Genomic DNA, 25,314 nt, shown 5'->3' with positions numbered 1-25,314 from the left:
TTAGCCCGCCTTTACCTCAGATAATAAAGGTGGTTTGATCCCCCTGCGAGGCTTGGCGGCTGCGGGCATCAAAATACAGATCTTCGAGGGTGAGCGTAAAGACAAAGTCTCGCACCTTGCGATTCAGTCTCTCCCACACCAGGGCCGTCACCCAGTCTTCCGCGGCATGTCGGTCAAAATCGCTGAGCATTTCAATCGACTCCCCCACGGCCTCAAGGATAGATCCCAGGGAAATGGCCTGGGGCGGTTTGGCCAGCCGATAGCCGCCCTGGGATCCGCGTACGGAGATCACCAGGTTCGCTCGCCGGAGCTGGATGAGTAGTTTTTCCAGGTAGGGGGCGGGCAGATCCTGGCGCTGGGCGATCGCCCGCACCGAGGCTGGACCGTAGCCGGGCTGCAGGCTGAGATCCAGCATGGCTTTCACGCTATATTGTCCCTTGCGGCTTAACTTCATGGCACTGTCCCTCAGGTCAGGATCGTCCTCAGGGGCTGGAGAAGAGAATATCGGGAAGGAACTGAGGTATTCTGAATGAGGAATAAATTATGTAACACAAAACCTTGGCGGCTTTAATGAGCTTAGTTGATTGTTTATCCTCCCGTCGAACCAAGATTGTTGCAACTGTTGGGCCAGCAATTTGTAACCATGAAAAGTTGAAAGCCGTGATTGAAGCTGGGGCAACGACCCTGCGGCTCAACTTTTCCCATGGTAGCCACGAAGATCACCTGCGGGCCATTAAGCTCATTCGACAAGTCTCCTTTGAACTAAACCAGCCCGTGGCGATTCTGCAGGATTTACAGGGACCGAAGATTCGGCTGGGCAAGTTTGAGGCTGGGCAGATTACCCTGCAAAGAGGGGATACCTTCATTCTGACCAGTCGAGAAGGACTGCCCGGCACCCAGACCCTGAGTTCGGTAACCTATCCCCACTTGGCCGATGAGGTTCCCCTCGGTGCGACTATTTTGCTCGACGATGGCAAAGTTGAAATGCGCGTCGAAAAGGTGGACCTGGCCCAAAAGGACCTGCACTGTCGCGTGATTGTGGGGGGCGTGCTGTCCAATAGCAAGGGCGTTAACTTCCCTGGAGTTTGTCTTTCCGTCAAGGCACTAACGGAAAAGGATCGAGAAGACCTGCTGTTTGGGCTTTCCCAAGGGGTAGACTGGGTGGCCCTGAGCTTTGTGAGAAATCCAGCAGATGTGCTGGAGATTAAGGAACTGATTGCCAAAGCCGGCAAGTCCGTTCCGGTGATCGCCAAAATTGAAAAGCACGAGGCGATCGCTCAGATGGATGAAATCCTGGAGCTGTGCGATGGGGTCATGGTGGCGCGGGGCGATTTGGGCGTCGAAGTTCCAGCAGAGGAAGTTCCCATGCTGCAAAAGCGCCTGATTTATCGAGCCAACTGTTTGGGCATTCCCGTGATTACCGCTACGCAGATGCTCGACAGCATGGTGAATAACCCCAGGCCAACCCGCGCTGAAATTTCCGATGTGGCCAATGCAATCCTAGATGGCACCGATGCCGTGATGCTCTCCAATGAGGCGGCGGTGGGGAAATATCCTGTGGAAGCCGTGGCGACGATGGCTCAAATTGCCACGCGCATTGATCGGGAGCGGGTGAATCAAACTGCGATCCCTGTGGAAGAGCCGAAGCGATCTATTCCCAACGCTATCAGCCATGCAGTGGGGCAGATTGCCGGGCAGCTTAGAGCAAAGGCGATTTTAACCCTGACCAAAACCGGAGCGACGGCCCGCAACGTCGCCAAGTTTCGTCCTAGCATCCAGATATTGGCCGTTACGCCCCATGTGGAGGTGGCTCGACGCCTGCAGCTGGTGTGGGGGGTGCATCCACTCCTGGTGCTGAATTCCGGGTCCACCAACCAAACCATTCAGGCCTCCTTGAATTCTGCCCTTGAGCAAGACTTTGTCAAGGCGGGAGATTTGGTGGTGATTACTGCCGGGACTTTGCAGGGGGTCTCGGGCTCCACCGATCTAGTCAAGGTGGAAATTGTAACCTCGGTCATGGGGAAGGGCTTAGGCATTGGCCACGGGTCCGTAACCGGCCCAGCCCGCATCACCCGTGAGTCCTCTGCTATTCAGCATTTTAACAGTGGTGAAATTTTAATTGCCAATCACACCGATGCCTCCTACATTGGTGCCATGCAGAAAGCGGCGGGCATCATTACCGAGGAAGGGGACATGAACAGCCATGCAGCAGTGCTCGGCTTGCGTCTGGGAATTCCGGTGATCGTGGGGGTTAAGGATGCCACCACGTTGATTCGCAGCGGTACGATTTTGACCATGGACGTGCAGCGTGGCCTGGTCTATTCAGGCCCAAGGCCGTAATCTTTTTTTCTTGCTAGATATCCCCTTGCTAGATATCCCCTTGCTAGACATCCCCTTGCTAGACATCCCCTCGCTAGAATAGAAACCCACTGATTTCGCATTTCATCTATGAGCCAAGGCACCCTCTTCGATAAAGTTTGGGACCTGCATACTGTGCGGGTTTTGCCCTCAGGACAAACCCAACTATTTATTGGACTCCATCTCATTCACGAAGTCACCAGTCCCCAGGCCTTTGCCATGTTGCGCGATCGCCAGTTGCAGGTGCTCATGCCGGAGCGCACGGTGGCCACGGTTGATCACATCGTTCCAACCCAGAATCAGGTCCGCCCCTTCCAAGATCCACTGGCCGAGGAAATGATGCAGGCCCTAGAGGCCAACTGCCAAGAAAACAACATTCGCTTTTATAATCTGCACTCTGGACAGCAAGGGATTGTCCATGTGATTGCCCCGGAGCAGGGCTTGACCCAGCCCGGTATGACCATTGCCTGCGGCGATAGTCATACCTCCACCCATGGGGCCTTTGGGGCGATCGCCTTTGGGATTGGCACCAGTCAGGTGCGGGATGTGCTGGCCTCTCAAACCCTGGCCCTCTCTAAGCTCAAGGTGCGGCGGGTTGAGGTCAACGGCCCTCTCCAATCTGGGGTTTATGCCAAGGATGTCATTTTGCATATCATTCGCACTTTGGGGGTAAAGGGAGGAGTTGGCTATGCCTATGAATTTGCGGGCAGTACCATTGCGGCGATGACCATGGAAGAGCGCATGACCCTGTGTAACATGGCCATTGAAGGGGGCGCTCGCTGTGGCTATGTCAATCCCGATGCGGTGACCTTTGACTATCTCCGGGGCCGGGACTTTGCCCCCAAAGCAGCGGATTGGGATCGGGCCGTGAACTGGTGGACCAGTTTGCGCAGTGATCCCGAGGCTATTTATGACGATTGCGTGGTGTTTGATGCAGCGGCGATCGCCCCTACGGTTACCTGGGGAATTACGCCGGGGCAGGGTATTGGGATTGATGAGCCGATTCCGACCCCCGACATGCTGCCGGAATCGGAGCGAGTTCTCGCAGCAGAAGCCTACGAATATATGGATCTTCAGCCGGGATCGCCTATTCAAGGCACGCCCGTGGACGTGTGCTTCATTGGCAGCTGCACGAATGGTCGGATTAGTGATTTGCGGGAAGCGGCCCACATTGCCAGGGGTAAGCAGGTGGCTCCCGATGTAAAAGCTTTTGTGGTGCCAGGATCGGAGCGGGTCAAGCAGCAGGCGGAGGCGGAGGGCTTGGATCAAGTGTTTCGTGCTGCCGGATTTGAATGGCGGGAACCCGGCTGTTCCATGTGTTTGGCCATGAATCCCGATAAGCTAGAAGGTCGCCAGATCAGTGCCTCCTCTTCAAATCGCAACTTTAAAGGCCGTCAAGGATCAGCCTCGGGTCGGACCCTGCTCATGAGTCCGGCAATGGTGGCAGCGGCCGCGATTACCGGCTGCGTCACCGATGTGCGCCATTTAGCCTGATCCAATGCCTTGTTCATGGCATTCCCGGACCTAGCCGTGATCTGTCCCAACGGACTTGCCCAAGATCGCGCTAACCCGCGCTGGTAAAGTTAACTTTGCAGTCCCGGCGGGCGTTAGCAAATTCCGGGTCTTGCCAGGAAAAGTCAAAGTGGCTAATGGACTGGACTTCTGGAGTTGCGCGCCGAATGGCATCCATCTGGATCTCTAAGGAAGGGCGATTAAAGGCAGGACGCCCCCAGGCTCCGGCGATCGCAGGGGTAATGGTTTTATCTGGATGGGTCTTACGCACCCGATCCACCTGACTGGTGATGCAGGAGACGCCATCGGGACAGAGTCCGTAGGCCATCGGGTGCCATTCCAAGTTTTTAGAAAATCGGTCCCAAGGCTGCATACGCGAATCATACCCTTGACCCACGGCTTGGTTGGCATCCGGGAAAAATACAGCCCCTGGGACAATACCCTGGCGCTGGGCTTGCACCGCCGCCCGGTGCAGAAAATCAATAATGCCTTGGTAGGCATGGGCTACGCTTAGTAGCCACAGATCCCAACGTAGCTTCGCGGCTCGATCCTCCGGGGGAGTGTTTTTAGAAATTCCATTCACGCTGCGTCCTTGCCAGAGGGCAACGTCCTCATTTGGGAAAAGCTGATCCAGCTTCACTACATCCTGGGGCAAAATTGTCCCCGTTTTGAGGTAGTGATTAATCACGGTACGGCCCTTTTGATTTAAACCTCGATTAATCAGCACCGCGCGGGAGGCGTCCCCAAAAATCCAGAGGTCGCGGGCTTGGCTGGCGACCGATGCGCCGCCACTCTGTTTGGGATAGCGTATGTAGTCGAATAAAACCCCCTTGGGGCGGCGCTGGAGGACTGCCTGAAGCAAATTGGCATAGTCCTGCTGGGCAAGGGGACTATAAGGATCTGCAAAGGTCTTATTGGTATCTCCACTGTTGGGGTTACTGGCCGATCCCAGGCTCAAACTGGTTTGGCCCCGACCGTTTCGGGCAACTGCGCTTTGGCGATCGGGTCGCGTCCCGTATTGATAGCCATAGTTTAAGCTAAACAACCAGGCATAGGGTTCCATCCCCCGCTCGCGAGCTTTTTGGATTGCTTCATCCAAGAGATCTCGATTGGCGTATTCAGGCGATCGCACCACCGAGGTCCAGGGGGTTGGGTTCTGGCCAGGAGGCAGTAAAACCTGGCCGCTATAGAACACTTCGATATAGACCTGGTTGTAGCCCCGGCTCACCAGCCGATCGAGGAGGCTATCGAGAACCCCCGGCTTGAGATCGCATTCATACAGCCTGAGCCAGATGGCCTGATTCTTTAGCCAGGATTGCTGTCGGCATTGAAGAAGTTCATTTCGGTGTTTGGCCACCATGGCCTTATAGCTTATTTGGGCCTGGCGATCGCCCTGCAACCCTGCAGCAAGATAGCGCTCTTTTTGGCGCATGGTTTCCGCGGGCAGCTGGCAAAAGTCCTGGGTTTGTCCCAGGACTGGCTTGGAGGAAAAGGGGATCCACAGCTGGCTAAGAAGGCTAAGGCTAAGAAGTAAGGGAGAGGAAGTCTTAAGGAATTGGGGAAGGGTCATGGAGCGGAACAGCACCTGGAATAAAACTCAGAAAAACACTCCGGGGTAAACACCGTTGGTAGGGTCCCAACAGTGGAGGCCTGGACGGAAAAACTAGACCACAGGTGTGGAAACCGGGGAAAAATTCTAACTAATCCCATCCTAGGGCGGCAAGATATCCTTGGGCTGATTCGCTGCCCATATACCTGGCAAACTCACCTTAGGTGACGTCTGAAACTAGGTCAGGTTCCGGCGTGCAAGATCCCTGTGTACCTGCAACTGTGGCTGGCTCAGGGGGGTAGGAAATCCAGGGTTTGAGGGGGTTAGGGCTGTGGGGGGGTTAGGGCTTGAGGGGACCTTGACTCCCTATTTTTTGATTGAGGTCTGCCAGCAGCGCCGAATATTCGGCTTCCTGAGGCTGCTGTTTGCGCAATCGTTCCAAGATTTCCCTGGCGCTCACCCAATCTGCTTGGGCGAGGTACAGGTTCAGCAATTCCCTTAGGGCGGTTGGGTTTTGAGGCTCTCGCGCCAAGACCAGCTTGTAGCCTGCTTCAAGTTGGGCAAGCTCAGCAGGCTGAGGTGCCGCCTCACGGGCCGATTGTCCCATCGGGGGTTTAGCTAAGAACATCGCGACCACGGATTGCCCCATGCCAATGGCAAAGAAGGCCCCCGCCATCAACGTGAGAGCCCGACGGAGAGAGGGAGTCTTGAAGAACATAGATGGTTTTTCGTACACTTTTACGGATCAGTGGACCCCTGAGGGCGTGACTTCTCTATAGATTGCCCCAGGGACTGCCCAAGCTCGCAAGGGGCAGATCACTGATACTGATAGCGGCTATCCATGACGGAATTGGACTGGCCTTTTTGACCCACTGTTTATAGGAGCACAAGACCCATCATGAGTCCCTTTGATCCGGGGGCGATCGCCTCCCTACAAACCCATCACTGCTTTGGCGGGACGGTGGGATTTTATGAACATGACTCTAGAGTTTGCGGCTGTCCCATGCGGTTTTCGCTCTACGCGCCCCCTCAGATGCAGCAGGGGCCAAGGCCAGTGCTGTACTTTCTGTCGGGGTTAACCTGCACGGAGGAAAACTTTATGGTCAAGGCCGGAGCGCAGCGCTTCGCAGCGGAACTGGGATTGTGTCTAGTGGTGCCGGATACTAGTCCGCGCCACACAGGAATTCCTGATGAAGATACAGACTGGGTGTATGGATCCGGGGCCGGCTTTTACCTGAATGCGACCCAAGATCCTTGGAAGCGCCACTATCAAATGTATAGCTATGTAGTCGAGGAACTGCCGATCCTGCTTGCTCAAGCGTTTGCCGTGGACTTGGACCGCCAGGGGATCATGGGGCATTCCATGGGCGGACATGGCGCCTTGGTCATTGGGCTGCGCAACGGCGATCGCTACCGATCTATCTCGGCCCTGGCCCCCATTTGCCACCCCATAGCCAGCGACTGGACCCGGCCAGCCTTTGAGCGCTATCTAGGCGATACGGTGGCCGCCTGGAAGGACTATGATGCAACAGAACTTCTCAAGCGCTATGTGGATCCTCGTCCCCTGCTGGTGGATCAGGGACTGAGCGATCCCTTTCTCCAGGATCTGATGCCCCAATCCCTGGCCCAGGCCTGTGCAGAGACAGGGCGATCGCTCACGCTACGTCAGCATCCAGACTATGATCACAGCTACTACTTCATTGCTAGTTTGATTGAGGATCACTTGCGTCACCATGCCCAGTTTTTATGTCCTGGGTCTCTGGACAGCCCCTAGACCAATTCGCGTTAGAATACTGTCTTGGGGAAAGCATATTTCTCCGCGAAGTTCCTTGGCATGAACGCTTTTCGTCATTACAAGGTCGACCTTCGTGCTTCTATTGACTCGTGTTTCTATTGACTCTAGGAAAAGCGTTGGCATGGATATTCAGGAGTTTTTTCAACTCTGTGAAGGGCAGTGGGTTTCACAGCGCACCGAACATCACATTCTTCAAGAAAAAACCGATGTGGCGCGTGCCGACCTTTGGATGGAGTGCCTCAGTGCTGAGAGTTCTCCGGTGATTGAAGCCTGTAAACAGTCGAACTTGCCTGCGGACCAGGCCATTTGTGGTCTGGAAGTGACCTGGAAGGCGACCCTCTCTAATGGTCGCACTCAAATCGGGACAACCTTACTGGTCCCAGTTCTAGATCCGCAGGCGCCCCACCAGGGGCGGCTAATTAGCCAGTCCCAGCAGGGCGCCGTTCGCCTTGGCACCTTTACCCTGGGGCAAGATGAGGTGATGACTCTGGTCCAAACTCAGGACCATGGCACCTTGAGCGAGCGAATTTGGTTTGCCAGTCCCAACTTAAGAATTCGCAGTAGCACCCTTACCCATGATCAGGGCACTTCGGAGGCTAACTTTTGTTCGGAAATTCGCCGCATGGGTTCCCTTCAGCCCAAACCTGACGCCCACGAAGCTCAGAAAAGTCCTCTGCTAGCCTGGCAAGAACGTTATCAACAACAGCAGCAGCTTTCACCCTAATCGGGGCTAGGTCAGATCTGCAGAATCTTCATAGGGTTCTCCCTTTAACCATTGCTCATCTCCGGTAAAGCAAATATCAATGTCGGTGTGGGGATGGGCTGCTTGGATGACCTGGGTAAACCGCTCTCGGATTTGATCCAGGTCTGGTACATGGGTGAGTTTATACTGTCCTGGAACTAAAACTTGTACAGAAACGCAGAGGACACGACCGATTTGAGCCATTTGTACCTCGGTTTGACAAATGGGATAGTCCTCGCAGACCTGCTGGAGCTTGCTGCGGATAGCTGTTTCTAGTTCAGGGTCCGGTGCGCCGGCGAGAAGCTGATTAACGCCCTCCAAGACGGTCCGCACGGGAATGGGCACCACGACCAGGGCAAGCACCGTCACCAACAGCGGATCAATATAGGGCACCAAGAACACCCAGGCGGTGCCACTCATCATCCAGCCTAGTCCAAAGGCGATCGCAATCGCGCCGCTAATGAGCGTATCAATTCTCCAGTCCCGTGCATCTACCGCTAGCAGGGGAGACTGCAGCCGATGCGCGAACCGACTCAAGGTTAAACCCATGGCAGCACAAATGACCGTCGAGAGTAGCGCAAACACAAAAGCGCTGCCAACTTCCAGGGGGCGTCCGCCATAGATCAGGGCTTCCACTGCACTCACCAGGGCGAACAGCGTCACACTCAGGACAATAATCCCCTTAATGGTATTAATCAGGGGTTCAAAGCCATAATAGCCAAATTGATATTGGGGGCTTCTGCCGCGCTCCAGTAGATCGGCCACTTTTAAGGTGAGCAAGCTCATGCTCAGGGTAACCAAGGAGTAAAAGCCATCTAACATGATGGCCCCAGATCGGGACCCAAAGGCAAAGGCAAAGGCCAGGATCGTTGCCCCCAGGGATCCAAAGAGGGATAGTCGCAGCGCAAACTTTTCCCCGCCAGCTTCAGGGGCGGTTAAGTCAACAGGCATGATGGTTTTCAGCTTGCAAGGGTTAGGAACGCTGCTGCACCATTGCCGTTAATTTTGAATAAAATCCAGAGGGGCCAGATTGGGGAACAAATTGATGAATTGGATTGATCCTCAGGCTGGATTCTGGGGGAAGCAAAAGCGGCTTGGGAGCTAAGGGTTCCGAAATAGGAAGATGCTTCGATTCTAGGTCATTCGTCTCGGGAAAAGTGGAGGAGGCTAAATCCGGAGCAACGGAATTTTTTTCGAAATCCGCAGGTTCTGGAAAAAGTCCTCCTGCCTGCGAGGGGCATTCTTGCTGTGGGGCACGGGAGTGTTTTGCTTCCTGGGAGGGGGGCAAAACGGGTTCATCCCACTCCTGCCCGAAGGAAGATCCCAGGGTTTCAGGGGAAGATTCTAGGGGGGCTGGCAAGGTGGTGTTGCCTGCGGGACGGGTGGGAGAAAAATCTTCAGGATTCAGGCTTTCAGAGTCATTGGCAGCAGGGGAATCCACCGACTCAATCTCAGCATTCCCCGGCTCAATGCGATCGCCCAAGGCCTGGAGCCGCGCGAGAACGTGGCGACGAGATCGATAGGAGTCTGACTGTGAAGATTGCTCCATCGGTCGCTGACGGACCGGGGGTGCCGCCGAAAAATCCTGGGGAAGATTATGGGAGACCAGGCGCTCAAAATCGTGGGTGAAATGATAGCAAGGTTCTCCGCGCCGCTGCCATAGCGCTAAAATTTGCTCGACGGAGATCGCCTTGTAGCGTCCTTGATAGAGGGATTCCACCAGGGCTAACTTGACCCAATTTAGCGGAAATCGCTTGAGCCACACCTCTAGATTCTTCTCGTGGGACCGTTGACCAGATTCGAAGCTATAGAGCTTCAGCAAATTTACAATTGCTGAAACGGCTGTCTCTTGATTTTTTCTAGTCATAGGACGAAGCACCCAATGCAATATAAGGGCCCAGGCATAATTAAGATCCCAGTTCTAAGTGTAAATGTCCCCCGAATTTCCCCAAGGACATATTAATCGAAGACTCTAATTAAAGAAACGCCCAGCACTGGATTTTGTGGAGTTTAGTGCTGCCCCCTCTAACCCAGCACGGTGGCAAGGAACCTGAACCCTTCACCAAAAAAGAGTCCTCAAAACTTAAGGACTCTTTCTTCAATACCGTTCAGAATTGATAAATGCTCAAAAAAAGAACTGTTTTTTGCTCTTATTCAAGATCCTTTCGACCGGGGTTCCGAGACGGGTCGCTGGATAGGAACCCAAAAACAAACAGGGTTAGGAAAAATATCACAACGATGTAAACAACGATTTTGAGTGTTTCCATTACTTGATCTCTATAGAAAACAGCATTTAATGAGGTCGCCTCAATATCATATCGAACTCTTGGTGCAGATTAAAATATCTGAAGTCAACTTTTGGGGGTTGGGCCAAACCGATGGTGTCTGGGGACTTGATGGCAAGACTAGGGGATGAATTTTGGGCGAAGCCGTTGGTAGAAGCTTACCAATCCCAGGCTCAGTGCTCCCACCAGAGACCACAGGAGCCCCACCGTGGTTTCAAGGTGGAGGACCCAGGTATCTAGCCCCTGTAAAATCCGCTCTAGCAGATGGGGATCGTATCCCATAAATTCTGCTTCAACATCGATTTCGGGTCCATGGACCGAATAGCGGATTTTAGCGTGGGTGGTTTGTCCGCTGGGGATGGCTTGACTCACGGGGGCGGAAGGGCGATGTTGAACCGGTTGGGTGACGAGACCCTGTCGACCTGCAAAGCCCCGCGGCATCATACCCTGAATGTCATTCCAGTTTGGTTTGGCCTTCATGCGACCGGGATCGGCCCACTCGGAGGGGAAGGAGGGTTGCTGTGCTGCGGGGGCCGGGGGAGAGGTAGGGGCCGCGATCGCCGGTAGGGTCAGGGCGGGAAGGGCCGCCATTGCTCCGAATAGAGTCTTAAGCCCTATCTTGAACCCTGTCTTGAGCCCTATCTTGAACCCTGTCTTGAGCCCTCTGCGATCGCCAGACCTACTGGCCTGGGGGAGGGAGAGGGGGGCAGCTTCTCCTATTTTCCCCGGCACCATTCCGAAGCCGTCAGGTAAAGGGGGCAGTCGGAAGGGCGTCTTGGCGCTGTGGACTTCTAGAAGTGGCCTGAGGGGAGGAATTGGCAATGGTAGGGACTGGGCGTGATCCCGGATTGCACTACCCAGCCTGGCAACTGCTTTGGGAAGGGTCGTGAGAATCCGGAGAGGACGGGCGAATCGCTGGGCCTGACGTCGGCGTCGATAAAGGCTGGCCACCTCCCACAGGATGCGTCGGTAGAGCCGGGATTGCTGATCGGGGCTGAGGATGTCCAACAGGTGCTGATCGGCGGTGACTAGGACCAGCGTGCGTGTGCTCAGCAGAGAGGCAATCCCCTGCAAGAGGGGCTGGGTTTCAACGCGCAGGTTGGAGGGCTGGGCCGAGATCATTCCTTTGACTGGAAGCTTGAAGGGCCGCCCTCGCCTCAGACGGCGAGCGATGGCCTTGAAGGCCGTGATGCCTGCTTGGAGGCGGGACTGAGATTGGGGGAAGTCCAGGGTCACTTGCCTCTGAAACGGAGGGGCGCCTTGGGGGGGCGTGAGGGAGATGGCCTCCATAACCCGCAGCACTGGGATGTCGCTGTCTAGCCCGGCAAGGGGTCTTTCCCCGGATTGAACGGCTGCCCCGAGGAATCCGGCCCCGGAGTGCAGCGCCTGCCCAAAGGACAGGGCCGCTTGCCGTCCTGCCTGGAAGAGGCTGCGCAGGGCTAGAAAACAGAGTTGCGCTCCCCAAGTCAGTTGGTTTTTTCCTTGACGCAATAGGTGTCCGGTGCGATCGCGAAGCCGATGGGACTGGCACTGGACGAACTGAAAGAGTTGGCTACTGTATCGAGAATGGGAAGTCATCGTCGCAAATCCTTACAAGCAGAGGCCAGCACATCCAGGAAGAGTCACTGCACGTTACGATCAGCAACCGGGGACTCTACCTTGGCCCCATTGTACGACTGAATTCTTGATCCATCGCCATCGAAGATCCTATGTCCTGTCAAAATCATTGTTTGCCCATCGCGACAAGAGGCAAGTCCTTGATCAATATTACTGGGGAGATCAAAAGGCTGGTCAGCGCCTCTGGAATTCGAGAGGGGCTGTGTCATCTCTTTATTCGCCACACCTCGGCTAGCCTGATTATTCAGGAAAATGCAGATCCCGACGTGCTGCGTGACCTGGAAACCTTCTTTGCTAACTTGGTTCCCGAAAACCCTGCCCTCTATCGACATCGCATGGAGGGGCCAGATGATATGCCTGCCCATATTCGCTCTGTTCTGACCCAAACTTCAACCGCTGTTCCCATTGCGAATCGGCAACTGGTTCTGGGAACTTGGCAGGGCATCTACCTGTGGGAACATCGCGACCGGGGGTCTGAACGGGAGGTTTATGTGCACCTGAGCGGAGAATAGGGCGGGGGCAGTCTTAAACTCTCAACGGTCTAGAGCTCTTAACGGTCTAGAGCTCTTAACGGTCTAGACTCAAGATTCTATAGATTCAAGACTGTGAGGCTTGACGACCATCACTGTGCAGGGAGCCTCGCTGACCACCTGGCTGCTCACCGAACCCTGTAAAATTCGATTGACGCCTCGTAATCCACGATTGCCTAACACGACCAGGCTTGCCCGATGGATGTGGGCCAGCCGCACAATTTCTTCTACGGGATCGCCGGAGACGACCTCAATTTCTGAAGCGCAAGGAAACTGCGACTGTAGCGTTGCTAGAATCCGTTCTACCCTGCGAATCCCATCCACGTGGGGTTCGGAATGGGGCCGGTCCATTTCCAGATCTACATCCTTCTCCCCAACGCAAACCACGTGGGTCAAAACCACCTTACTGTCTGGTTCAAGCTGGAGGCTCTGGACCGAAGCAATTACCTGCTGCGTCAAATCATCCGCTAAATCGCTGCTGGCCAGGGCCACCAGCACTGTTTCAAAGACCATTAAGTCCTCCTAGGATGAACGCTGAATCCGCAGACGCACAGAATCTCGGTGGGACGGCAGTCCTTCGGCGTCTGCCAAAATTTGAATGGCATCGGCAACTTCCGATAGGGCTTCGGCGGAATACTGAATTAAGCTCGAGTGCTTCATAAAGGTTTCCACTCCTAGAGCCGAAGCATATCGGGCGGCACCTGAGGTGGGTAGCGTGTGGTTGGGACCTGCTAGATAGTCGCCCACGGCTTCTGGGGTATTAGCTCCCAGAAAAATGGCACCGGCGTGGCGAATAGACTCCAGGAGATCCCAGGGGTTTGCCACCTCTAACTCTAGGTGTTCAGGAGCAAAGGCATTGGATAGCTCTGCTGCTTGCTCCAGGGTTTCGACCACAATCACTAAACCGTAATGGGCAATGGACTTTTCCGTCAAGACTCGTCGGGGGTGGTGCTCGAGTTGCCGATTGACCTCGAGGACCACTTTCTGTGCCAGGGTAGCATCGGGGGTGATCAACAGAGCTGCTGCCAGGGGATCGTGTTCTGCCTGGGCCAAGAGGTCCACGGCCACGTGGGAGGGATTGGCCGTTGAGTCAGCAATGATGAGCACCTCGGAGGGACCGGCTAGGGAATCGATGCCCACGGTTCCGTAAACGAGCTTCTTGGCCAGGGTGACATAGATATTGCCTGGCCCGCTAATGATGTCTACCTTGGGGATGGTTTCTGTGCCGTAGGCCAGGGCCGCGATCGCCTGCGCTCCACCGACGCGGTATATCTCTTCAACTCCTGCTTCCTGGGCGGCAACGAGAACCGCGGGATTAATCGATTTGTCTGGGCCAGGTGGGGTAACCATCACTCGTCGGGGCACGCCCGCAACCAGGGCCGGAATGGCATTCATCAGCACAGTGCTGGGATAAGCTGCGCGTCCCCCAGGCACATAGAGCCCAGCTCGGTCAACCGGGGTAAAGCGTTTGCCTAAAACCACATCCTGGCCTGGAAACTGAACCCAGCTTTTGGGCTTGCGCTGCTGATGAAAGGCTTCAATTTGTCGACGCGCCAGCCGAATGGCATCGAGCAGATCCTTGGGCACCTGCTGATAGGCAATATCTAGTTCTGCGGCACTAACCCTCAGATCTTCAGGCGTGAGCGTTTGCTGATCAAACTCAGCTGTATAGGAGAGGACCGCGCTGTCTCCATTCCGTTTGACGAATTGCAGCACCTCACGAACCGTTGCCTCTTTGTGAATAACTTGATCATCGTGGGTGCGGTTGCAGATCCGCTGGATCTCCGCCTCTGCTTCACTGATTTGGGTGATGATTCGCAACATAGAATCTGTGGGAACGGTTATCGTTGGAGCACTGTTGAATCCTAGTGAATTCTAAACGAATTTCTGGGATGGCTGCGGCTTGCCTTAGGGGCGCGCTCAGTTGGGTTGGCGCTGCTGTCCCCATCCTATCTGAATCATTTAGGATCTGTTCAGGGGGGAGGCCATGGTTCTGATCTGAAAATCGTAAAATCGGGCAAATCGTGGACTTGCCAGCCTAAATGATAAATCGCGTGATATACTTACTATTTGGGATTTTCCTGACTCACCGAAAACTTTCCATTATCGTCGTAAACCGTGGCTAATTCTAAGTCTGCACTCAAGCGAATCCAGATTGCTGAACGTAATCGCCTTCACAACAAAGCATACAAATCTTCCATCAAAACTTTGACCAAACGCTACCTGGAAGCCCTAGACAGCTATGCCTCCGATCCATCGCCTGACCAAAAGCAGGTGCTGCAGTCGGCTCTGTCCGCGGCCTTTAGTAAAATTGACAAAGCGGTTAAGCGAGGGGTTCTCCATCGCAACACGGGGGCGCGGCGTAAAGCCCGTCTGTCTAGGTTACTCAAGCAACAGGTGGAGTCCGCGGCATAGGCAAGGCTTCCATGCAGTTGATTGATACCCATGTTCATATCAACTTTGATGATTTTCAAATCGATCTTGATGAGGTGGCCGACCGATGGCGATCGCGGGGCATTATCCGACTCATCCATTCCTGCGTTGAGCCAGGAGAATTCCCTAAAATTCAGGAGCTGGCTCAACGGTTTTCAGAGCTCTACTTTGCGGTTGGGCTGCATCCCCTTGATGTTCAGCAATGGCATGCTGGGTTAGAGGAGGAAATTGAGTCCCTGGCCCAATCCGATGCCAAGGTGGTTGCCATTGGAGAAACGGGATTGGATTTGTTCAAGGCTGATAATCTTGAGGCTCAAAGGGCAGCCTTTCTGGCTCAGTTATCCATTGCCCGACGTTTGAAGCTGCCCGTTATTATTCACTGTCGAGAGGCGGCCCGACCCATGGCAGAGTTGATTCGTCAAGACTGGGATGTCCATGGCCCTGTGGCGGGGGTGATGCACTGTTGGGGAGGGAGCCCCGAAGAAACCGCTTGGTTTCTAGATCTGGGGTTTTATATAAGCTTTAGCGGGACTGTGACCTTTAAGAATGCCAAGCAGATCCATGCCTCAGCTAACGGGGTTCCTGCCGACCGGTTGTTATTGGAAACGGATTGTCCCTTTCTCAGTCCCGTCCCCAAGCGAGGCGTCCGTCGAAATGAGCCTGCCAATGTTTACTATGTGGCTGAGCGAGTCGCCTCCTTGAGAGGCGTGCCCCTTGAGGTGTTGGCGCAGCAAACCACTGCCAACGCCTGTCGTCTATTTCAACTGCCTGCTGTTTAAATTCTGATTTATTTTTTCTTCAGAACCCACTGTCCAATGTTTCTGGCCTCTGAGACTTCAGTTTGTTGAAATTGCCTGCTTTCCCTGACTTTTCTGGGGAAGTGGGCAATTGCTAACGGAATTGAAGGTTCCAAGCCAGCGTGACCTCTAGAGGAGACGCATGACTAACTCAACTTACACTCAACCTGCTTTCACTCTGCCCGACCTGGTCGAGATTCAGCGGGAGAGTTTCCGATGGTTTTTGGAAGAGGGCCTCATTGAGGAGCTGCAGAGCTTTTCTCCCATTACCGACTATACCGGGAAAATCGAGCTGCACTTTCTAGCCCACAATTATAAGCTGAAGCGGCCAAAGTACGATGTTGATGAAGCCAAGCGCCGTGATAGCACCTACTCGGTGCAGATGTATGTTCCGACTCGCTTGATTAACAAGGAAACGGGCGAAATCAAGGAGCAAGAGGTTTTTATTGGCGACCTCCCCTTGATGACGGATCGAGGCACCTTCATTATCAATGGTGCTGAGCGCGTGATCGTCAATCAGATTGTGCGGAGTCCTGGGGTTTATTACAAGTCTGAAACAGACAAGAATGGGCGTAGAACCTACAACGCCAGCTTGATTCCCAATCGTGGAGCCTGGTTGAAGTTTGAGAACGACAAAAATGATCTGGTTTGGGTTCGTATCGATAAGACCCGCAAGCTTTCGGCCCAGGTTTTGTTGAAGGCCTTGGGCCTGAGCGATGGCGAAATTTTCGATCGCTTGCGTCACCCCGAATACTATCAGAAAACCATCGATAAAGAGGGGCAGTTTGGAGAGGAAGAGGCACTGCTGGAGCTTTACCGGAAGTTGCGTCCGGGTGAGCCTCCAACGGTGTCGGGGGGGCAGCAACTCCTGGAATCGCGCTTTTTTGATCCAAAACGCTACGACCTGGGCAAGGTGGGGCGCTACAAGCTCAATCGCAAACTCAACTTAAACACGCCTGAATCAACTCGTGTGCTGACGCCGGAAGATATTTTGGCCGCCATTGATTACCTAATTAACCTGGAGTTTGACATTGGCTCGGTGGATGATATTGACCATTTGGGCAATCGCCGGGTGCGATCGGTGGGAGAGCTCCTGCAGAATCAGGTGCGAGTGGGTCTCAACCGCCTGGAGCGAATCATCAAGGAGCGCATGACTGTATCCGACGTGGAGTCTCTAACGCCGGCCTCCCTGGTGAATCCAAAACCCTTGGTGGCCGCTATTAAGGAATTCTTTGGCTCCAGCCAGCTCTCCCAATTTATGGATCAAACCAATCCCCTAGCGGAGCTGACTCACAAGCGTCGTTTGAGCGCTCTGGGGCCTGGAGGTTTGACCCGAGAACGAGCGGGTTTTGCGGTCCGCGATATCCACCCCAGTCACTATGGGCGGATTTGTCCTATTGAAACGCCTGAGGGGCCAAACGCCGGTTTGATTGGGTCTCTGGCAACCCACGCTCGGGTAAATCCCTACGGATTTATTGCAACCCCCTTTTACCCAGTGAAAAATGGCATAGTACAGCGAGATCAGCCTCCTGTCTATATGACAGCAGATGAAGAAGATGATCTGCGCGTGGCGCCAGGAGATATTCCCACCGATGAGGAGGGGCACATTCTGGGCGATATTGTTCCGGTTCGCTATCGTCAGGACTTTACCACCACCTCTCCCACCGAAGTGGATTATGTGGCGGTTTCGCCGGTGCAGATTATTTCGGTGGCCACCTCCTTGATTCCTTTCCTAGAGCACGATGATGCGAACCGAGCCCTGATGGGATCTAACATGCAGCGTCAGGCTGTCCCGCTGCTCAAGCCCACTCGTCCCCTAGTGGGCACCGGGCTGGAGGCTCAGGCTGCCAGAGATTCTGGAATGGTTGTGATCAGCCATACTGATGGAGAGGTGACCTCGGTATCAGCGGATGTGGTCTACGTTTGCGATGACCAGGGGATGCTCCATGAATATCCCATTCAGAAATATCAGCGTTCTAACCAAGATACCTGCTTAAACCAGCGCCCCATCGTGTTTCCTGGCGATCGCGTCCAGGCTGGCCAGATTATTGCCGATGGTTCAGCCACCGAGGGGGGGGAGTTGGCCCTGGGACAAAACATCCTGGTGGCCTATATGCCCTGGGAAGGATACAACTACGAAGATGCCATCCTGGTGAGTGAGCGGCTGGTTCGTGACGATGTGTACACCTCTATCCATATTGAAAAATATGAAATTGAGGCTCGGCAGACCAAGTTAGGGCCGGAGGAAATTACCCGCGAAATTCCCAACGTTGGGGAAGATTCTCTGCGTCAACTGGATGAGAACGGCATCATCCGGGTAGGGGCCTGGGTGGAGGCTGGCGATATCTTAATTGGAAAGGTGACCCCCAAGGGGGAATCGGACCAGCCGCCGGAAGAAAAGCTGCTGCGTGCCATCTTTGGTGAAAAGGCCCGAGACGTGCGAGATAATTCCCTGCGGGTTCCCAATGGTGAGAAAGGTCGGGTGGTGGATGTTCGTGTCTTTACCCGCGAGCAAGGAGATGAACTTCCGCCGGGCGCCAATATGGTGGTCCGAGTTTACGTTGCCCAGAAGCGCAAGATTCAGGTGGGCGATAAGATGGCCGGTCGTCACGGCAACAAAGGGATTATCTCCAAAATCCTGCCGGTGGAGGACATGCCCTACCTGGCGGATGGAACCCCCCTGGATATTGTGCTGAATCCTCTAGGGGTGCCGTCTCGCATGAACGTGGGTCAGGTGTTTGAATGCCTGTTGGGTTGGGCTGGTCACAACCTTGGCCTTCGCTTTAAGGTGACTCCCTTTGACGAGATGCACGGGGAGGAAGCCTCCCGCCTGAGTGTCCACGGTAAGCTGGCAGAGGGATCTAGCCAAAGGGATCGAGACTGGACATACAATCCCAATAATCCCGGCAAACTTCAAATTTTTGACGGGCGGACAGGGGAACCCTTTGATCAGGACGTGACCGTCGGGAAAGCCTATATGTTAAAGCTGGTTCACCTGGTGGACGACAAAATTCATGCTCGCTCCACAGGCCCCTACTCCCTGGTTACCCAGCAGCCCCTTGGCGGCAAGGCCCAGCAGGGAGGACAGCGCTTTGGCGAAATGGAGGTTTGGGCCTTGGAGGCCTTTGGTGCGGCCTACATTCTCCAAGAGTTACTCACGGTTAAATCGGACGATATGCAGGGTCGTAATGAAGCCCTCAACGCCATTGTGAAGGGTCAGGCCATCCCGCGTCCGGGAACCCCTGAGTCCTTTAAGGTGCTCATGCGAGAGCTGCAGTCTCTGTGCCTGGACATTGCAGTCCACAAGATTGAAACCGAAGACGATGGCACCAGCCGCGATGTGGAAGTTGATCTCATGGCTGATGTTAGCCACCGCCGCACGCCCTCTCGCCCCACCTATGAATCTTTAAACCGGATGGAAGTTGAGGAGGCTGAAGCCTGACGGCTATCGGCCCCAGAGCCCTAACCCAGAACAATAAGGGATGTCCCCTGGCCCTCTAGGCCAGGGCAACCCCCTGGAGGATTGAGGTTTTCCCGCGGTTCTCCGCATGAACAATTGAGCAATATCAAAGAGAGTGTGAAGCGATGCCGAAGCTAGAGCAGCGATTCGATTACGTCAAAATTGGGTTGGCTTCCCCCGACCGGATTCGTCAATGGGGAGAGCGCACGCTGCCCAATGGTCAGGTGGTGGGTGAGGTGACCAAGCCCGAGACGATTAACTACCGGACTCTCAAGCCCGAAATGGATGGGTTGTTTTGTGAGCGAATCTTTGGTCCAGCGAAGGATTGGGAATGTCACTGCGGCAAATATAAGCGAGTTCGGCACCGGGGCATCGTCTGTGAACGCTGTGGGGTTGAGGTGACCGAGTCCCGGGTGCGCCGTCATCGCATGGGATATATTAAACTGGCTGCTCCGGTTACCCATGTCTGGTATCTCAAGGGCATTCCAAGCTACATGGCAACCCTTCTAGATATGCCTCTGCGCGATGTGGAGCAGGTGGTTTATTTTAATGCCTACGTGGTCCTGAACCCCGGGAACCACGATGGGTTGTCCTATAAGCAGCTCCTGACTGAAGATCAGTGGATGGAGATTGAGGACCAAATTTACAGTGACGATACCACCTTGATGGATATTGAGGTGGGTATTGGTGCGGAAGCGGTTCAGCAGCTTCTGGTCGATATTGATCTGGAGGCCGAGGCCGAACAACTGCGGGAGGAAATCTCTACGGCCAAAGGTCAAAAGCGGGCCAAGCTCATTAAGCGGTTGCGGGTGATTGACAACTTTGTGGGGACAGGTGCCCGGCCAGAATGGATGGTGTTGAGCTATATTCCGGTCATTCCCCCAGACCTTCGTCCTATGGTGCAGCTCGACGGGGGCCGGTTTGCCACATCCGACCTGAACGATCTCTATCGGCGGGTGATTAACCGCAACAATCGTTTGGCCCGTCTTCAAGAGATTTTGGCTCCTGAGATTATTGTGCGCAATGAAAAGCGCATGCTGCAAGAGGCGGTGGATGCGTTGATTGACAACGGTCGCCGCGGTCGCACTGTGGTAGGGGCCAACAATCGTCCTCTTAAGTCGCTCTCTGACATTATTGAGGGTAAACAGGGGCGATTTCGCCAAAACCTCCTAGGGAAGCGAGTGGACTACTCTGGTCGATCGGTCATTGTGGTGGGGCCTAAATTAAAAATCCACCAGTGTGGCCTGCCTAAGGAAATGGCTATTGAGCTGTTTCAACCCTTTGTGATCCATCGGCTCATTCGCCAGAACTTGGTGAACAACATCAAGGCGGCCAAGCGACTCATTCAGCGTAATGATCCGGTGATCTGGGATGTGTTGGAAGAAGTGATTAAGGGGCACCCGGTCATGCTTAACCGGGCGCCTACTCTCCACCGTCTGGGGATTCAAGCCTTTGAACCGATTCTGGTGGAGGGACGCGCCATTCAGCTGCATCCCCTGGTTTGTCCGGCCTTCAACGCGGACTTTGATGGTGACCAAATGGCGGTGCACGTTCCCCTCTCGATTGAAGCCCAGTCGGAGGCGCGGCTGCTGATGCTGGCCTCTAATAACATCATGTCTCCTGCCACCGGACGCCCCATTGTGACGCCGAGTCAGGACATGGTGTTGGGATGTTACTATCTGACGGCTGAGAACCCAGGGAAGCAGCGAGGGTCCGGTTATTACTTTGCCAATCTTGAAGATGCCATAGTGGCCTTTGAGCAGGGGCTGGTGGATCTTCATGCCTACGTGTGGGTTCGTCATGATGGCCCTGTGGAGGATGACGACGCCGGGTTGGATCCGGAGGTGGAAACCTTTGCCGATGGATCTCGGGTTGAAACCTATCCCCATCGGAGATTGCGTTTAAACGCGCAGGGTGTGCTGCTGTCGCAGTATTTGCGAACAACCCCCGGACGGATTATTTACAACAAAACCATTCAAAACTCGTTGGCTAGTTAAGTTGCAGGAGAGTTAGAGACCCATGACTGAATTCGCACCCGCTGCAAAAACTGATAAGGCTCCCCCAGTTTTCTGCAACCGTATTGTCAATAAAGGAGCGCTAAAGGATCTGATTTCCTGGGCCTTTAGTAATTATGGCACCGCGCGTACGGCGGAAATGGCGGACAATTTAAAGGATTTAGGTTTTCGCTATGCCACCCGTGCCGGTGTTTCAATTAGTGTCGATGACCTGGTGATTCCCCCAAGCAAGCGGAAGCTACTGGAATCGGCTGAGGAAGAAATTCGCGTGACCGAGGATCGCTACACCCGCGGTGAAATTACGGAGGTGGAGCGTTTCCAAAAGGTGATTGACACCTGGAATGGCACCAGTGAGGAATTAAAAGATGAGGTGGTGCGAAACTTCCGTCAAAACAATCCCCTCAACTCGGTATACATGATGGCGTTCTCGGGGGCGAGAGGCAATCTCTCCCAGGTGCGTCAGCTGGTGGGGATGCGCGGTTTGATGGCTAATCCTCAGGGTGAAATTATTGACCTGCCCATTAAAACTAATTTTCGGGAAGGGCTCACGGTTACGGAATACATTATCTCCTCCTATGGAGCACGTAAGGGGCTGGTGGATACGGCTCTGCGGACGGCCGACTCGGGTTATCTTACCCGTCGTCTGGTGGATGTCTCCCAGGATGTCATTATCCGGGAGGCGGACTGTGGGACCACGCGGGGAATTCCCATTCGCAATATGACCGATGGCGATCGCGTCTTAATTCCCTTGGCCAAACGGCTGCTGGGGCGGGTGCCCTTGGAGGACATCTTACATCCTGAGACAGGGGAAGTGCTTCTTGTCAAGAATCAGCCCCTCTCTGAAGAGGATACCAAGCTCATTGCAGCAGCGGGGGTAGAAGAGGTGGTGGTGCGATCGCCCCTTACCTGTGAAGCAGCCCGGTCCGTGTGTCAATGTTGCTATGGCTGGAGTTTGGCCCATGCCCACACCGTCGATATTGGGGAAGCCGTGGGCATCATTGCTGCCCAGTCCATTGGTGAGCCCGGAACGCAGTTGACCATGCGCACCTTCCACACCGGGGGGGTCTTTACTTCGGAGGTGGCCAGGCAAATCCGTGCGCCCTTTGAGGGCAAGATTAAATATCCCAAGAACATTCGCCTGCGTCCGTTTCGGACCCGCCACGGCGAGGATGCCCAGGTTGCCGAGGCAAATTCTAAGCTAACCCTGGAGGGCAAAGGTGAAAAGGAAACCTTTGAGATTACCCAGGGTTCAACCCTGCTGGCAGCGGAGGGAGAAACGGTCAAAAAGGGCCAAATGCTAGCAGAGGTGGCGGCCACGGGTCGAAACGTTCAAAAGACTACGGAAAAAGCTACCAAGGATGTGGCCTCTGATTTGGCGGGTCAGGTGCAATTTTCTAACCTGGTGCCAGAGGAGAAGCGCGATCGCCAGGGCAATACCACCCGTATTGCCACGCGCGGCGGTCTCATCTGGGTGCTTTCCGGGGAAGTCTACAACCTACCTCCCGGCGCAGAGCCGATGGTGAAAAATGGGGATGTGATTCAAACCGAAGATATCCTTGCCGAAACCAAATTGGTTACGGAGCATGGGGGGGTGGTTCGCCTCGCAGAACCGGTAATGCCCAAAGGGGCGCGAGAAGTGGAAATTATTACCGCTTCGGTGCTGTTGGATAAGGCCACGGTTCGCCAGGAAAGTCACCAGGGAAGCGATCAATACATCATTGAAGCCCATCAAGGACAGCGCTTCCTGCTCAAGGCTGCGCCCGGAACGAAGGTGGCAAACAATCAAGTGGTCGCTGAGCTCATTGATGATCAATACCGCACCAACTCGGGTGGCATTATCAAATATTCTGGCATTGAAGTAGCCAAGAAAGGGAAGGCGAAGCAAGGATACGAGGTGCTGCAGGGAGGCACAATTCTTTGGATTCCTGAAGAATCCCATGAAGTGAATAAGGACAGCTCCCTGCTCATTGTGGAGGATGGCCAGTACATTGAAGCTGGCACGGAGGTGGTCAAGGATATCTTCAGCCAGTCTGCTGGTATTGTCGAAGTCACCCAGAAAAATGACATCCTGCGTGAGGTGGTTGTTAAACCAGGAGATGTCCATCTCGTCGATGATCCCGAGGCCCTTCTGGCGAAAAACGAGACCCTAGTTCATCCTGGTGAGGAGCCAGTGCCTGGAGTCACGGTTTCAGAGCTGCGCTATCTAGAATGTGTGGAAACTCCAGAGGGATATGCTGCACTTTTGCGGCCTGTAATAGAGTACAAAGTTCCTGACGAACCCTCGGTGCCCTCCCAGGACTCCGTCAATGAAGAGGGCCGATCCATTAGCTTGCGCGCGGTGCAGCGGCTTCCTTACAAGGACGGGGAACGGGTGAAGTCCGTTGACGGTCTAGACTTGGTTCGGACGCAGCTGGTGCTCGAAATTCATACCGATGCACCCCAGCTTGCCGCAGACATTGAGCTAATGCCCGATGATGCGGATGAGGACTGCACCACCTTTAAGCTGCAGCTGGTCATTCTGGAATCCCTGGTATTGCGGCGTGATATCGCCGCTGATCAAACCCAGGGCAGCACCCAAACCAAGCTGTTGGTGAAAGATGGAGATGTCATTGAGCCTGGCTCAGTGGTGGCCCGCACCGGCATTATTGCGAAGCAGGGGGGCCTTGTGCAAGGGATTCGTCAGGATGGAGAAGCGGTGCGCCGCATTTTGGTGGTGACCTCTGAAGACTCCCTCTCGATGGATCTACAGGGGCAAACCGCCCAGGTTCAACTGGGCCAATTGCTTAGAGCTGGCGATGCGATTGCGGAGGGCATCAGCACTGAAGAGTCGGGTCAGGTGATGGCCCTTGAAAACGGGCAGGTGACCCTTCGAATTGCACGACCCTATCTGGTTTCCCCCGGTGCGGTGCTGCAAATTGAAGATGGGGATCTGGTGCAGCGTGGGGACAACCTGGCCCTGTTGGTTTTCGAGCGAGCCAAGACCGGCGATATCATTCAGGGATTGCCTCGAATTGAAGAGCTGCTGGAGGCTCGGAAGCCGAAGGAGATGTGTATTCTTGCCCAGCGATCGGGAACGGCTCAGGTCATCTACAACGAGGATGACTCCATTGAGATTAAGGTGGTTGAAGATGATGGCACCATTCAAGACTACCCCCTGATTCCCGGCAAAAGCCCGATCGTGATTGATGGGCAGCGCGTTGAAGCGGGCGAAGCCCTCACCGATGGTCCCCTCAATCCCCATGATATTCTGGCCATCTCTTTCCAGGTTTACCGGGCAGAGTTGGGAGATTATCAGGCGGCCTTGCTGAGTTTACAAAAGGTGCAAACCTTCCTGGTCAATGGCGTACAGTCGGTTTATCAGTCCCAGGGGATTGATATTTCCGATAAGCACATTGAAGTGGTGGTGCGTCAGATGACCTCGAAGGTGCGCATTGACGATGGGGGAGACACCTCAATGCTTCCTGGAGAGCTCATTGACCTCTACCAGGTGGAGCAGGTGAACGAGGCCATGTCCATTACCGGCGCCTCCCCGGCGGAATATACACCGGTGCTGTTGGGAATCACCAAGGCATCCTTGAACACCGACAGCTTTATCTCGGCGGCTAGCTTCCAGGAAACCACACGCGTGCTCACTGAAGCGGCCATTGAAGGGAAGTCTGATTACCTGCGTGGTCTCAAGGAAAACGTGATTATTGGACGTCTGATTCCTGCGGGAACCGGGTTTAATACCTATGACGAGTCCACGGGACTGGGCGACATGGGCGGGAGCTACGATGGGGGCGGATTTGGGGAAAGCCCGGATGTGATTGATGATCGTACGGCCCGGAATTACAGTATGGAAAGTGCGATGGGGAATGGCGATTCCCTGCCGGCATTGGCCAGTGAGGATTTGCTGGCGGATCCTCTGCCCGGGATGGCTCCTCCTGCTCAGCTGAATCGGACGGGTCACCCCGACGACTATGCGTTGATTGACGATCAGGTGGCCAGTCAACTTCAGGAAACCTTAGAAGGTGCCCCTGATTATCCCGATCATGGCGAAGCTTCCTCCATTTTGGATGAAGATGGAAACCCCATGCCGATGCCCATCATGGATCGCGATATGGATCCCGATGAGGAGGATTTTTAGGAGGGCCTATCGTCCCCCGTGCCCTATGCCGGGAGATAATAGGTGAGTCAATTCAGCGGTTCGATGCTGCGCCTCCACAGGAAGCCGCGTCCGTT

The 25,314-nt window shown here is 54.5% G+C and carries 19 protein-coding genes; 10 read left to right on the top strand and 9 right to left on the bottom strand.

Features of this window, described 5'->3' with window-relative positions:
* Positions 1-16 precede the first annotated feature (16 nt).
* Positions 17-454, bottom strand: coding sequence for an RrF2 family transcriptional regulator (locus tag QQ91_RS17060; RefSeq protein WP_166276426.1), 438 nt, complete (start codon positions 452-454; stop codon positions 17-19).
* Between the two features lie 116 nt (positions 455-570).
* On the opposite strand from QQ91_RS17060, the gene pyk reads away from it, so the two are divergent.
* Complete coding sequence (pyk, locus tag QQ91_RS17055) at positions 571-2,340, top strand: pyruvate kinase (protein WP_166276423.1); 1,770 nt, start codon at positions 571-573, stop codon at positions 2,338-2,340.
* A 108-nt stretch (positions 2,341-2,448) separates the two neighbouring features.
* Positions 2,449-3,852 carry a 3-isopropylmalate dehydratase large subunit gene (gene leuC, locus QQ91_RS17050; protein ID WP_166276420.1) on the top strand — a complete coding sequence of 468 codons (1,404 nt, stop codon included), beginning with the start codon at positions 2,449-2,451 and terminating at the stop codon, positions 3,850-3,852.
* A gap of 70 nt (positions 3,853-3,922) precedes the next feature.
* Here the strand turns inward: leuC and QQ91_RS17045 are convergent, their stop codons facing one another.
* Together QQ91_RS17045 and QQ91_RS17040 are read right to left on the bottom strand one after the other, a co-directional pair.
* Complete coding sequence (locus QQ91_RS17045; protein ID WP_166276417.1) at positions 3,923-5,440, bottom strand: family 10 glycosylhydrolase; 1,518 nt, start codon at positions 5,438-5,440, stop codon at positions 3,923-3,925.
* A 319-nt stretch (positions 5,441-5,759) separates the two neighbouring features.
* Positions 5,760-6,137 carry a tetratricopeptide repeat protein gene (locus QQ91_RS17040; RefSeq protein ID WP_166276414.1) on the bottom strand — a complete coding sequence of 126 codons (378 nt, stop codon included), beginning with the start codon at positions 6,135-6,137 and terminating at the stop codon, positions 5,760-5,762.
* 180 nt (positions 6,138-6,317) lie between these two features.
* On the opposite strand from QQ91_RS17040, the gene fghA reads away from it, so the two are divergent.
* Together fghA and QQ91_RS17030 are read left to right on the top strand one after the other, a co-directional pair.
* Entirely contained in the window at positions 6,318-7,193 is an 876-nt protein-coding gene (fghA, locus tag QQ91_RS17035; protein WP_166276411.1) for an S-formylglutathione hydrolase, read from the top strand.
* 142 nt (positions 7,194-7,335) lie between these two features.
* Positions 7,336-7,938, top strand: a complete 603-nt coding sequence (locus QQ91_RS17030; protein ID WP_166276408.1) for a phycobiliprotein lyase — start codon at positions 7,336-7,338, stop codon at positions 7,936-7,938.
* A gap of 6 nt (positions 7,939-7,944) precedes the next feature.
* Here the strand turns inward: QQ91_RS17030 and QQ91_RS17025 are convergent, their stop codons facing one another.
* The 4 genes from QQ91_RS17025 to QQ91_RS17010 form a co-directional block, all read right to left on the bottom strand.
* Positions 7,945-8,907, bottom strand: coding sequence for a cation diffusion facilitator family transporter (locus tag QQ91_RS17025; RefSeq protein ID WP_166276405.1), 963 nt, complete (start codon positions 8,905-8,907; stop codon positions 7,945-7,947).
* Between the two features lie 22 nt (positions 8,908-8,929).
* A complete protein-coding gene (locus tag QQ91_RS17020) occupies positions 8,930-9,823 on the bottom strand; it encodes a hypothetical protein (protein ID WP_166276403.1) in 894 nt (297 codons plus the stop codon).
* Between the two features lie 283 nt (positions 9,824-10,106).
* Positions 10,107-10,223, bottom strand: coding sequence for a photosystem II reaction center protein I (locus QQ91_RS17015; protein ID WP_166276400.1), 117 nt, complete (start codon positions 10,221-10,223; stop codon positions 10,107-10,109).
* A 138-nt stretch (positions 10,224-10,361) separates the two neighbouring features.
* Positions 10,362-11,819, bottom strand: coding sequence for a hypothetical protein (locus QQ91_RS17010; protein ID WP_166276397.1), 1,458 nt, complete (start codon positions 11,817-11,819; stop codon positions 10,362-10,364).
* A 131-nt stretch (positions 11,820-11,950) separates the two neighbouring features.
* Between QQ91_RS17010 and QQ91_RS17005 the strand changes: the two genes are divergently transcribed.
* Positions 11,951-12,370, top strand: coding sequence for a secondary thiamine-phosphate synthase enzyme YjbQ (locus tag QQ91_RS17005; protein ID WP_166276394.1), 420 nt, complete (start codon positions 11,951-11,953; stop codon positions 12,368-12,370).
* Between the two features lie 69 nt (positions 12,371-12,439).
* Here the strand turns inward: QQ91_RS17005 and QQ91_RS17000 are convergent, their stop codons facing one another.
* A complete protein-coding gene (locus QQ91_RS17000) occupies positions 12,440-12,901 on the bottom strand; it encodes a universal stress protein (protein ID WP_166276391.1) in 462 nt (153 codons plus the stop codon).
* A gap of 9 nt (positions 12,902-12,910) precedes the next feature.
* Positions 12,911-14,212 (bottom strand): histidinol dehydrogenase, encoded by a 1,302-nt coding sequence (gene hisD / locus QQ91_RS16995; RefSeq protein ID WP_166276388.1) that lies wholly within the window; start codon positions 14,210-14,212, stop codon positions 12,911-12,913.
* A 294-nt stretch (positions 14,213-14,506) separates the two neighbouring features.
* Between hisD and rpsT the strand changes: the two genes are divergently transcribed.
* The 5 genes from rpsT (at position 14,507) to QQ91_RS16970 (ending at position 25,219) form a co-directional block, all read left to right on the top strand.
* On the top strand, positions 14,507-14,803 hold the full coding sequence (gene rpsT / locus QQ91_RS16990) for a 30S ribosomal protein S20 (RefSeq protein WP_166276385.1): 297 nt from the start codon (positions 14,507-14,509) through the stop codon (positions 14,801-14,803).
* 11 nt (positions 14,804-14,814) lie between these two features.
* Positions 14,815-15,600 carry a TatD family hydrolase gene (locus QQ91_RS16985; protein ID WP_166276382.1) on the top strand — a complete coding sequence of 262 codons (786 nt, stop codon included), beginning with the start codon at positions 14,815-14,817 and terminating at the stop codon, positions 15,598-15,600.
* Between the two features lie 160 nt (positions 15,601-15,760).
* Entirely contained in the window at positions 15,761-19,060 is a 3,300-nt protein-coding gene (gene rpoB, locus QQ91_RS16980) for a DNA-directed RNA polymerase subunit beta (protein WP_166276379.1), read from the top strand.
* A gap of 143 nt (positions 19,061-19,203) precedes the next feature.
* Entirely contained in the window at positions 19,204-21,075 is a 1,872-nt protein-coding gene (locus QQ91_RS16975) for a DNA-directed RNA polymerase subunit gamma (protein WP_166276376.1), read from the top strand.
* Positions 21,076-21,097: 22 nt separating this feature from the next.
* A complete protein-coding gene (locus tag QQ91_RS16970; protein WP_166276373.1) occupies positions 21,098-25,219 on the top strand; it encodes a DNA-directed RNA polymerase subunit beta' in 4,122 nt (1,373 codons plus the stop codon).
* Positions 25,220-25,314: the final 95 nt, after the last annotated feature.

Source organism: Lyngbya confervoides BDU141951, assembly GCF_000817775.3.
Taxonomy (GTDB): Bacteria; Cyanobacteriota; Cyanobacteriia; order Thermosynechococcales; family Thermosynechococcaceae; genus Lyngbya; species Lyngbya confervoides.
The sequence above is the reverse complement of the archived record's forward strand: the minus strand, read 5'-3'. Positions and strand labels throughout refer to the sequence as shown.

What these genes read in the sequence shown, in the direction of transcription:
- QQ91_RS17060 (WP_166276426.1), bottom strand. Translation starts at nt 454, where the DNA reads ATGAAGTTAAGCCGCAAGGGACAATATAGCGTGAAAGCCATGCTGGAT.
- pyk (WP_166276423.1), top strand. Translation starts at nt 571, where the DNA reads ATGAGCTTAGTTGATTGTTTATCCTCCCGTCGAACCAAGATTGTTGCA.
- QQ91_RS17025 (WP_166276405.1), bottom strand. Translation starts at nt 8,907, where the DNA reads ATGCCTGTTGACTTAACCGCCCCTGAAGCTGGCGGGGAAAAGTTTGCG.
- leuC (WP_166276420.1), top strand. Translation starts at nt 2,449, where the DNA reads ATGAGCCAAGGCACCCTCTTCGATAAAGTTTGGGACCTGCATACTGTG.
- QQ91_RS17005 (WP_166276394.1), top strand. Translation starts at nt 11,951, where the DNA reads ATGTCCTGTCAAAATCATTGTTTGCCCATCGCGACAAGAGGCAAGTCC.
- QQ91_RS17020 (WP_166276403.1), bottom strand. Translation starts at nt 9,823, where the DNA reads ATGACTAGAAAAAATCAAGAGACAGCCGTTTCAGCAATTGTAAATTTG.
- rpoB (WP_166276379.1), top strand. Translation starts at nt 15,761, where the DNA reads ATGACTAACTCAACTTACACTCAACCTGCTTTCACTCTGCCCGACCTG.
- fghA (WP_166276411.1), top strand. Translation starts at nt 6,318, where the DNA reads ATGAGTCCCTTTGATCCGGGGGCGATCGCCTCCCTACAAACCCATCAC.
- QQ91_RS17015 (WP_166276400.1), bottom strand. Translation starts at nt 10,223, where the DNA reads ATGGAAACACTCAAAATCGTTGTTTACATCGTTGTGATATTTTTCCTA.
- QQ91_RS17045 (WP_166276417.1), bottom strand. Translation starts at nt 5,440, where the DNA reads ATGACCCTTCCCCAATTCCTTAAGACTTCCTCTCCCTTACTTCTTAGC.
- QQ91_RS17040 (WP_166276414.1), bottom strand. Translation starts at nt 6,137, where the DNA reads ATGTTCTTCAAGACTCCCTCTCTCCGTCGGGCTCTCACGTTGATGGCG.
- QQ91_RS16975 (WP_166276376.1), top strand. Translation starts at nt 19,204, where the DNA reads ATGCCGAAGCTAGAGCAGCGATTCGATTACGTCAAAATTGGGTTGGCT.
- hisD (WP_166276388.1), bottom strand. Translation starts at nt 14,212, where the DNA reads ATGTTGCGAATCATCACCCAAATCAGTGAAGCAGAGGCGGAGATCCAG.
- QQ91_RS16985 (WP_166276382.1), top strand. Translation starts at nt 14,815, where the DNA reads ATGCAGTTGATTGATACCCATGTTCATATCAACTTTGATGATTTTCAA.
- QQ91_RS16970 (WP_166276373.1), top strand. Translation starts at nt 21,098, where the DNA reads ATGACTGAATTCGCACCCGCTGCAAAAACTGATAAGGCTCCCCCAGTT.
- QQ91_RS17000 (WP_166276391.1), bottom strand. Translation starts at nt 12,901, where the DNA reads ATGGTCTTTGAAACAGTGCTGGTGGCCCTGGCCAGCAGCGATTTAGCG.
- QQ91_RS17030 (WP_166276408.1), top strand. Translation starts at nt 7,336, where the DNA reads ATGGATATTCAGGAGTTTTTTCAACTCTGTGAAGGGCAGTGGGTTTCA.
- QQ91_RS17010 (WP_166276397.1), bottom strand. Translation starts at nt 11,819, where the DNA reads ATGACTTCCCATTCTCGATACAGTAGCCAACTCTTTCAGTTCGTCCAG.